Source organism: Mesorhizobium sp. (assembly GCF_024509055.1).
GTDB lineage: Bacteria > Pseudomonadota > Alphaproteobacteria > Rhizobiales > Rhizobiaceae > Mesorhizobium.
On record NZ_JANINM010000217.1, the window covers coordinates 31,925 to 41,658 of the forward strand.

Below are 9,734 nucleotides of genomic sequence, written 5' to 3' on the forward strand. Positions count from 1 at the left end.
CTTCCCAAATTCTGGTCCGCCCCTGTAGCGCCTCCGATCCGCGAGGGACATGAAAAATGCGCCACAATACCCAATCCTACTCACGATCCGAATCCATCCGGATGTCAGGATCATGCGCGATAGTCTCAACCCCCGTGCCCACTCTATGCGGCGAAACAATGTCGCCGGCTCACGATCCCCGCAATCGCGTCTATTTTCGAGGGATCGCACATCAAATCAAGGCCGCGCCTCATCCGGCACAGGAGCGACGCACCTCGCCGCCCGCTTACTGGATGGTGTCGACCGAACTGGTCGAGGAGCCGAAATCGCCGAGCGTGCGGAACGAGAGGTTGAAGCCGACATTCTGCGACACTTCCTTGGTGATGGTGTCGCGCGATTGCGAGAACGTCATGACATAGGTGAAGCAGGAGTCGTTGTAGGCGAAGCCGACACCGTCCTTGACCAGCACGTTCTGCTGGATGTCGTAGGTGCTGGTACCGAAGACGCGCCAGTTCTGCGCCAGATGCGTCGACGCGCCGAGCGTGACCTCGTGGCGATCGGTGGTGAAGCCATAGAGTGGCTGCGCCTCGATGAAGGCATATTTGGCGCTGAGCGAGACCGGCAGGCCTGAATAGGCAGCCTTGATCTCGGCGCGCCTGACCTCGAAGGTCTGCTCGTCGAACCGGCCGCTGACCGAGCCGGAGAAGCCGCTCGGGCTGTTGAAGCCGACGAGGCCGACATAGTCCGACTTCGAGGTCTGCAGCCCCGAATAGGCGCCGACATTGACGAGGTCCGGCGCGTCGAACGAGTTCAGGCCGGCCAGCTGATAGGATTGGCCGAAGATGGCGTTGGTGCCCCAGCCGCTGTCGAAGGCGCCAGAATACCGGAAGCCGACATTGGCTCGCGAGCCACCTTCGATACGGTCGTAGCCGGAGAACTTGTCGCGCTCGAACAGCGTCGTGGCGTCGAAGACGAAGCTCTGCGCGTCCTCGTTCGGAATGGCGAGCCCGCCGACATACTGCTCGTTCGGGCGCAGGAAGACCTGCGCCGTCGGCTCGAGGATATGGCTGGAATTGGCCATCGAGAACAGGAGTGGCCACCGCATCTCCAGGCCCAACGTGGCCATGTAACGGGCAACCGAGGTGCGCATGTCGTCGGCGGCGCCTATCGCCGGATTGGCGGCCATTTGCTGGATGGCTTGCAGCGAAGCCGAGTCCGCGTTGACGTAGGAGGTGTCGCCGCGCAGCGCGAGCAGCGGCGTCAACTGCAGGCCGCCATCGGTGGTGAAAGTGCGCTTCCACTCGGCCTCGGCGGTGAAGCGGCCGTTTTGTCCCGCGATGCCGGCAACACGCTGCACGGGAGTGCTCGCGTCGTAGGGCGTCTCGAAGGACTCATCCAGCGAGTTGCGGCTGATGACCCGCGCATTGACGTTGATCGACAACTGCCCGCCGGCCACCGCCATGTCCGGGATATAGGCGTAGTCCAGGGACGGCAGCACCCAGGGCTGCTCGCCGCCACGTGCCGAGGGGTCGCCGGAGAGCGTGTTTTCCTGCACCTGGAAGCGCATGGCGCGCACGTCGAAATAGTTGCGACCGCTGAGGCCCGTCAGATAGACTGACGACTGATGGACGAGGTCGCCATAGCCGTCGATGTTGTAGGTGCGCGAGAAGTCCTTGTCGGTCTGCAACAGCACGTCCCAGCCGAAATTCCAGCGCTCGTTGATGGCGAACTGGCCCTTGGTCCCCATCATGCCGCGGAACTTGGTCGGGTCGCCGCTCGCGCCGGAATCGACATTGTGGCCGTTGTCGAAGTTGGCGGTGTTCGAGTTGATGAAGGCGTCCGGATCCTGCTGCTTGATGCCGGCGATCTTCAGGCTGTACTCGCCATTGTTGAAACGCTGGCGCCACTCGGCCTCGCCGAGGAAACCCTGCTTGGTGTAGCCGGTGCCGCTGACCGTGAGGTCGTAGGTCGGCGACAGCGCGAAATAGTAGGGGACTTTGACGCCGAGCCCGAGATTGGTGTTGTAGGTGATGCTGGGGATCAGGAAGCCGCTCTTGCGCTTCACCGTCGGGTCGGCGATCTCGAAAGCCGGCAGATAGGCGAGCGGGAAGCCGAAGAACTCGAAGTTCGCGTTCTCGAAGCGAACGGTCTTCTTCTCGCCGTTCCAGATGATCTTGCGGGCCTTGACGCGCCAAGTCGGCGCGCTGTCCGGCTTGTCCTCGCAGGGCTCGCAGGCGGTGTACACGCCGTTGTGGAACGTCGTCAGCACGCCGCCCATGCGCTCGCCGCTCTCGGAGGCGAAATAGGCCTTGTTGACGGTTTCCACGCGCAACGCGTTGACGAAGCCGTCGGCGAAGTCGTCCGTGATGTCGATATGGTCGGAATTGATCTTCGTGCCGTCGCTGTTGATCAGCTCGACGGCGCCGGTGGCGACAAGCCGCTTGGTGTCGCGATTATACTCGACGCGCTGGGCCACGAGCTTGTTGCCGCCGTAATCGATCTGCACGCTGCCGACGGCGGTCACGGTGTGTTTGTCGTTGTTGTAGACGAGCGTATCGGCGGCCAGCAGCATCTGCGAACCGGACGGCACCTTCTGCGCCATGGTGTTGACATCCTGCGCCAGCGCGGAGCCGAACGGCACCGCGCAAGCGAACAAGCATGCCAAGGCGGTCGCCCCATAGAGGCGTGCCAAACCGGCCTGCCTATGGCTGCGCAAAACCGCCTCCCTCACTAGCCGTCTTCCTTGTATAGCAGAAATGTCACCCCGAAGAACATAGCCACGACAACCGGAACCCATGCAGCCACCACCGTAGGCACGAATCCGGCGACACCGAATGCCTTGACCAGTACCGAAACGACATAAAGCAGAAAGCCGGCCACGACGCCACCCAGAATCATCGTTGCCGACTGCCCCATTCGCGCAAATCGCATTGAAACTGTTGCCGCAATCAGCGTCATGGCGACGAGGAGGAACGGCAACGCCACCAGCGAATCGAACTGCATGGCAAATGCATTTGCCTTGAGCCCGAAGGAGCGAGCAACCTCGATCTTGGCCGGCAGCTCGTAGAAGGGGATCGTTTCCGGGCGCGCGAGTCGCTCCTGCACGAATTCGGGCTTGAGGTTCGTCGGCACACGGTCGGAAGCCTCGGCCCGGATATTGCCGTCCTTGAAGACCTTGACGTCCTGCAATTCCCAATAGCCATCGCGCAGGAAGGCCTTGGCGGCGTCCTTGCGCTCGGCGATGTTGCCTTGCTTGTCGAGGGCGAAGAACACCGCGTCCGCCATCTCCAGCCCCTGGTTGAGGATGGCGCGGGCGCCGATGATGGTGTCACCCGAATCGGTCTTCTGCCGGAGCCACGGCGTCCCATCCGTGGTCACCGCGTTGGATTTGCCGGCCCGCAGCTGGTTTTCCATCTGCTCGGACCAGGAAAAGCCATGCGCGGCGATCGGGTTGAGCACGCCGACCGAGATCACGCCGAACATCAGCGCGCCGACGCAGCAGGGAAACAGGAACTGCCACGCCGAAACGCCGGCGGAACGCGCGATGACCAGTTCGTACCTGCGATTGAGCGATACCAGCGTGGCCATCGCCGAGAACAGCCCGACGAACGGCACCGTCTGCAGCATGATCATCGGCATCCTGAGCGCCGAAATGGCGAAGGCGGTGCCGTAGGTGAACCCCGGCAGCCCGGTCGTGCGGCCCGAAAGCTCGGTGAAATCGATCAGGAACACCAGCGCCAGCAGGCCGAGGAAGAACCAGATGGTGATCGACACATAGCGGAAGAAGAAATAGCGGCCGAGCGTCCAGCCCATGGTCAGGCTCCCTGACCGGACGTGCCGCGCCGGGCAAGCCTGAGCTTCAACGCGTTCCAGCCCTCGCCGATTCGGCCGGCGAGATTCGCCAGGCCGTCCGCCCAGGCGACAGGCAGTTCCATGGTGCGCGCGGTGACGATGAACCAGATCGAGATCGCGGAGGCCACTATCGGTATGGCGTAGAGCAGATAGATGTAGTTCAAGCCCTTGTCGGCGTTACCGGCGGCGAAGAAACCCAGCCAGCGCACGAACAGCGAGATCGAGATGGCGGTGATCAGCGGGTGGATGCGCGCCTCGCGGTGCGAGCGCGCGTCGCCGGCGACGGCAAGCGCGATCAGCGCGAACACCAGCGAATAGGTCCATTCGGCGAAGCGTTGGTGAAGCTCGGCCCGGTAACTGCCCGGCTCGCGCTGGAAAAGCTTGTCGTTGGGATCCGGGTTCATCAGATATGCCGTCGTACGGTCCTTGGGCAGGAGCGAGATCTCGTTGCTCGCCGACATGAAGGCGGAGAGATCGAAGGCATAGGAGGTGAAGCGGATGACGGAGAGGTCGCCGGTCACCGACCTGCGGTTGATGACGCCGTCGTTCATCATCAGCACCTTCTCGTCGCCCTTTTCGACGATGCTGCCGGTTTTGGCGTAGTAGACCAGACTGGCGCCTTCCTCACGCGAGTCGGCGACGAAGATGCCGCCGAGCCTGTTGCCGGGAAGACGTTCGCCGATCTGCAGGAACAGGCCGTCGTCGATCTTGCGGAATGTCCCTTCCTGGATAATCAGCGACACAAGATCGGCCCGCGAGGCCGCCACCAGCTGGCGGTTCTTCTGGCGGGCATAGGGGTCGATGCCGTTGTCGACGGCAAAGGAGAACACGCTGGCCGCCAGCGCGAGCAGGAGGATGGGCCGCGCGATCGTCCAGCGCGAGGCGCCGGCGGCGTTGATCACCGCGAGTTCCGAATCGGTGTTCATAGCGCTCAGCGTCTGCGCCACCGCGACCACCAGCGCGAAAGGTATGACGATCGGCACCACCGAAGGGATGATCAGGGCCGCGACCTCGAAGAAGGTCAGCATGGACTGGCCGTTGTCGGTCACGAGGTTGATCTTGGCGAGCACCTGCGTCGTCCACACGATCGCAAGCGTCCAGACCAGCGATGCCAGAAACATCGCCGTGGCGCGACGCATGATGTAGCGTTCAACGACCTTCATGAAGGCTATTCTCGATTTTGCCGAACGGCATCATGCCCGTCGACAAGGTAGTCATCCGACGACGCCTGCACAACTGGGTCCATCGGCGGCTCGCTCCGGTTTGTCGCCCCACGCCACATGCCCAGGCGCGGCGGAGTTTCCGCGTCAATGGATAAGAAATGCAAAACATTGATGGTTAACAACGGGTTGTGGCGGAAAGCTTAGGCTGCGCCGCGCCGAATCTTTCGCTGGTTTCGCCGCTGGTATAGCCGGCTATTTCGGGCAAAGTCTTGCCAAATGGCTGAAAACGACCAAATGTCGCGCACGCTTGAACGACCCCAGCCGTCACCCCACGGCCACCCCCGAAAGCAGGATTTGATGACCCCGAGACCTTCGATTGCCTTCGCCAAATTCGCAGCGCCGAAAAAAGGCAGCGCCTTTGTGTTCGCGGCCGAGGGCGGCGGGCTTGGCGAACAGGCGAAGGCCTGCGATCCGGCCGGCGCATTGGCGCGCGCTTTTCCGGTCGCCGATTTCTCCGGCAAGTTCGCCAGTTCCGTCGAGGTGCTGGCGCCGGAAGGGGCGTCGGTCGACAGGCTCGTGGCGATCGGTGTCGGCAAGGTCGCGAACCTTGATGACCAGGCCTGGCTGAAGCTCGGCGGCGCCGTCTCGGCCACGCTGCGCAAGGCAACGGAAGTCGCCGTCATCCTCGACCTGCCGGAACTCCAGCAGGATGGCCGGCAGGCGGCCAGCCTCGCCGCCGGCATCCTTCTGCGCAGCTATTCCTTCGATAAGTACAAGACCCGCAAGGACAGGGACGACAACCACTCCGATGCAAAAGGGGCCGAGGCCAAGAAGGCCGAGCCGCCCAAGCCGGTCAAGGTGACCATCCACTGCGCTGACCCGGCCGCGGCGAAGAAGGCTTTCGCCGACGAGGGCGCGGTGATCGACGGCGTGCTTCTGGCGCGCGACCTCGTCAATGAGCCCGCCAACGCTTTGGGTCCGGTGGAGTTCGCGGAGCGTGCAAAGCAGTTGGAGGCGCTCGGCGTCGAGGTCGAGATCTTGACCGAGAAGGAAATGAAGAAGCTCGGCATGGGCTCGCTGCTCGGCGTGGCGCAGGGCTCGCCGCGCGGCGCGCGCATGGCCATCATGCAATGGAAGGGCGGCAAGGCCAAGGACGCGCCGCTCGCCTTCATCGGCAAGGGTGTCACCTTCGACACCGGCGGCAATTCGATGAAGCCCGCCTCCGGCATGGAGGACATGAAGGGCGACATGGGTGGCGCCGCCGCCGTCACCGGGCTGATCCATGCGCTGGCCGCGCGCAAGGCGAAAGCCAATGTGGTCGGCGTCATCGGCCTGGTCGAGAACGCCGTCGACGGTTATGCGCAGCGTCCCGGCGACATCGTCACCTCGATGTCGGGGCAGACGATCGAGGTGCTGAACACCGACGCCGAGGGCCGCCTCGTGCTGGCCGACGCGCTTTGGTACACCAACGACCGCTTCAAGCCGAAATTCATGGTCAACCTGGCGACGCTGACCGGCGCCATCATGGTCGCGCTCGGCCAGCATTATGCCGGCCTGTTCTCCAACAATGACGAGCTTGCCACGCGGCTGGCCGACGCCGGCCAGTCGACGCAGGAACGGCTGTGGCGCATGCCGCTCGGCGCCGAATACGACAAGCTGATCGATTCCAAGAACGCCGACATGAAGAATATCGGCGGCCGCTATGGTGGCGCCATCATCGCCGCGCAGTTCCTGCAGCGCTTCGTCAAGGACACGCCCTGGGCGCATCTCGACATTGCCGGCACCGCGATGGGCGCCCCGGCCAGCGAGATCAACCAGTCCTGGGGCTCGGGCTTCGGCGTGCGTCTGCTGGACCGGCTCGTCCGCGACAACTACGAGGGCTAGGTGGCCGACATCCTGTTCTACCACCTGACGGAATCGACGCTCGAGGAGGCGCTGCCCGGCCTGCTCGAGCGCAGCATCGACCGCGGCTGGCATGTGGTGGTGCAGACCGGTACCGAGGAGCGCCGCGACGCGCTCGACCAGCATCTGTGGACGTTCCGCGACGATTCTTTCCTGGCGCACGCCACCGACCGCGAGGCCTATCCGGCCGAGCAGCCGATCCTGCTCACCACGGGCGAGGGCAATCCCAACGCGGCGCAGATCCGTTTCCTTGTCGACGGCGCGAGCCCGCCCGAGCTCACCGGCTACGAGCGTGCCGTGTTCCTGTTCGACGGCCACGATGCCGCGCAGGTTGAAGGCGCACGCGGCCATTGGAAGACGATGAAGGAAGCCGGCCACGCCGTGACCTACTGGCAGCAGACGCCGGACCGTCGATGGGAGCGCAAGGCATAGGCTCGGGCCGAGCGCGTCTCAATCCCCGGCCTGGAGATAATGCCACAAGGCGTCGGCCACCGGCCCGTGCTGCCGGTCGCGCCGGCGCACTGCCGCGACTGTCTCGGTGCGTCCGGGGATGTGCTTGCCGGCGATCGAGATCAGCCGCCCGTCGTGCAATTCGGCCTCGATCAGCCATTCGGGCAGATGGCCCCAGGCCAATCCGTGCAGGATCAGCTCCTTTTTCATCATATGGTCCGGCGTCGAGCAGGAATGCGCGCCGTCGAGGACGAAAAAGCTCTCGGAAGACGGACGTCGCGCGGTATCGCGGATCACGCATTGCGTGAAGGACCGCATCGCTTCCGGGGTGATGTCGCGCCCATCGTCGAAAGGCAGGAAGCCTGGCGCGACCACCGGCACGAAGCGGACCTGGCAGAGATCGATCCGCTCGAGCCGCGGATCGGACGGGTTGGCGCGGTGGAAGATCAGCTCGGCCTCGGCATCCATCAGCCGTTCAATCGGACCGCTGATCGCTTCGTATTCGAGATGCAGGCGCGTCCTTTTGTGCTCGGCGAAGAAGCGGCTGAGCAGGCCGAGGATCCTTGGCCTCGGGCAAACATCGCCAATGACGACACGCAGAATGGTCTCCTCGCCGCTGGCGAGTTGGCCGGCAAAGGCTTGCAACTGCTCCAACTCGCGGATCGCCAGTTGCGCGCGGCCATGGAACAGCCGGCCTTCCTCCGTCAGGCTCACCCGATAGCCGCTGCGGTCGAGAAGCGTGAGGCCGAGCTGCGCTTCCAGCCGCGCGACTGCGGCGAAAACGGATGGATGGGTCCGGTTCAAGGCTACGGCAGCTGCCTGGAAACTGCCTTCGCCGACGACAGCGTCGAAACATCTAAGGTCGTGAAGCTTGAGGCCATCCACTGTCATTGTTTCCTACAGAGATAGTTAAATCATAGTAATTTTCTTCGATAGGCACCACGCCTAACTTTTCCTCATTGAACGCAGCGGAAAGCCCTCCGCCAGACAGAAATGAGGACCAAAATGACCGACTTGCTTTATTTCATTGCCGGCGACGGCAACCGCATCGCCTATCGGTTCGATGGCCCGGAAGACCGGCCGGTGCTGATGCTCTCCAATTCCATCGCTACGACGCTCCATATGTGGGATGGCCAGGTGCCGGAGCTCGCCAGATCCTTCCGCGTATTGCGCTACGATTTTCGCGGCCATGGCGGCTCCGATGCCCCGGCCGGCGCCTACTCGCTCGACCGTCTCGGCCGCGATGTGTTGGAACTGCTCGACTTTCTCGGCATTGCCCGCGTGCACTTCCTCGGCCTGTCGCTCGGCGGTTTCGTCGGCCAATGGTTGGGCATCCATGCGCCTGAGCGCATCGACCGCCTGATCCTCTCGAACACCTCGCCGCACCTGGGGCCGGCATCCTATTTCGACGAGCAGATCCGCAATGTGCTCGCGGCAAGCGACCTGTCGGCGACGGCGGACATGTTCATGCGCAACTGGTTCCCGGCATCGATGCTTGCCGGTTCGAACAAAACCGTGGATGGATTCCGCTCGGCGATCCTCGCCATGTCGCCACAAGGGCTGGCGGGATGCTTCGCCGCCGTGCGTGACAGCGACCTGCGCCGTTCTGTTTCCCTGGTCACAGCGCCGACGCTGGTGATCGGCGGCGAGGACGACAAGGTGACGCTTGCCAGCCACAGCGAGGCAATCGCCGCGGCGATCCCCGGCGCCGAACTTCTGCTCCTGCCCGGTGTTCATCTGCTCAATGTCGAACGGCCGGTGGAGTTCATGGACGCGGTGACAGGGTTTCTTCGCAACAGCTGATCGGAACGCACCGAGCCGCGCGAGCTTCGCGAACATCGCTATCGACTACCTTTTGGTTTAGATAGTCGCGAGCTCACGCGGTGGGGAGAGGATGCGCGTCAGGATCGTCGGAACCGGCAGGGCGGTGCCGTCCCAATGCGTCGCGACGCGCACGCTGGAGGGGCGGCTGGGCCTTTCGCAGGGCACGCTCGAAACCGCAACCGGTGTCGTCGAGCGCTATGTCTGCGAGGCCGAATCGCAGATCGACCTTGCCCATGCCGCGGCGCGGCTTGCGCTGGAGGACGCAAAGATCGAAGCCAGTTCAGTCGATCTGATCATTGGCGGCTGTGGCGTGCCCTACCAGCCCCTGCCGGCGACGGCCCCCTTGCTCATGCAGCGCCTCGGCCTCGCCGACGGCTCGGCCGCCGCTTTCGACGTCAACAGCACTTGCCTCGGTTTCCTCACCGCTTTCGAGACCGCCGGCCGCATGATCGAGGCGGGGCAATGCCAGACGGCACTAGTGTTCTCGGCCGAAGTCGCCTCGCGCGCTTTGCCGTGGCGGGACGCGCCCGAGATCGCCGCATTGTTCGGCGACGGCGCGGCGGC

7 protein-coding genes and 1 pseudogene are annotated in these 9,734 nt (G+C 63.8%); 4 read left to right on the forward strand and 4 right to left on the reverse strand.

Annotation, left to right across the window (positions count from 1 at the left end):
• Positions 1-265: 265 nt before the first annotated feature.
• Genes Q0L57_RS10505 through lptF form a run of 3 tightly spaced genes read right to left on the reverse strand, consistent with a single transcriptional unit; the run spans position 266 to position 4,994 of the window.
• A complete protein-coding gene (locus Q0L57_RS10505) occupies positions 266-2,710 on the reverse strand; it encodes an LPS-assembly protein LptD (protein ID WP_296742208.1) in 2,445 nt (814 codons plus the stop codon).
• On the reverse strand, positions 2,710-3,792 hold the full coding sequence (lptG, locus tag Q0L57_RS10510) for an LPS export ABC transporter permease LptG (protein ID WP_296742211.1): 1,083 nt from the start codon (positions 3,790-3,792) through the stop codon (positions 2,710-2,712). Before lptG ends, Q0L57_RS10505 begins: the two co-directional genes overlap by 1 nt.
• Before the next feature lie 2 nt (positions 3,793-3,794).
• Positions 3,795-4,994 (reverse strand): LPS export ABC transporter permease LptF, encoded by a 1,200-nt coding sequence (lptF, locus tag Q0L57_RS10515; protein WP_296742214.1) that lies wholly within the window; start codon positions 4,992-4,994, stop codon positions 3,795-3,797.
• A 357-nt stretch (positions 4,995-5,351) separates the two neighbouring features.
• Here lptF and Q0L57_RS10520 point away from each other — a divergent pair, with 357 nt between their 5' ends.
• Both Q0L57_RS10520 and Q0L57_RS10525 read left to right on the forward strand, forming a co-directional pair.
• Positions 5,352-6,878, forward strand: a complete 1,527-nt coding sequence (locus Q0L57_RS10520) for a leucyl aminopeptidase (protein WP_296742217.1) — start codon at positions 5,352-5,354, stop codon at positions 6,876-6,878.
• On the forward strand, positions 6,879-7,328 hold the full coding sequence (locus tag Q0L57_RS10525) for a DNA polymerase III subunit chi (RefSeq protein WP_296742220.1): 450 nt from the start codon (positions 6,879-6,881) through the stop codon (positions 7,326-7,328).
• A gap of 18 nt (positions 7,329-7,346) precedes the next feature.
• Here Q0L57_RS10525 and Q0L57_RS10530 read toward each other — a convergent pair whose 3' ends face one another.
• The gene (locus tag Q0L57_RS10530; protein ID WP_296742223.1) at positions 7,347-8,237 is read right to left on the reverse strand and encodes a LysR family transcriptional regulator; all 891 of its coding nucleotides are present in this window, start codon (positions 8,235-8,237) and stop codon (positions 7,347-7,349) included.
• Positions 8,238-8,351: 114 nt separating this feature from the next.
• On the opposite strand from Q0L57_RS10530, the gene Q0L57_RS10535 reads away from it, so the two are divergent.
• Together Q0L57_RS10535 and Q0L57_RS10540 are read left to right on the forward strand one after the other, a co-directional pair.
• A complete protein-coding gene (locus Q0L57_RS10535) occupies positions 8,352-9,149 on the forward strand; it encodes an alpha/beta fold hydrolase (RefSeq protein ID WP_296742226.1) in 798 nt (265 codons plus the stop codon).
• 91 nt (positions 9,150-9,240) lie between these two features.
• Positions 9,241-9,734: pseudogene (locus Q0L57_RS10540) on the forward strand (ketoacyl-ACP synthase III); the annotation flags it as partial.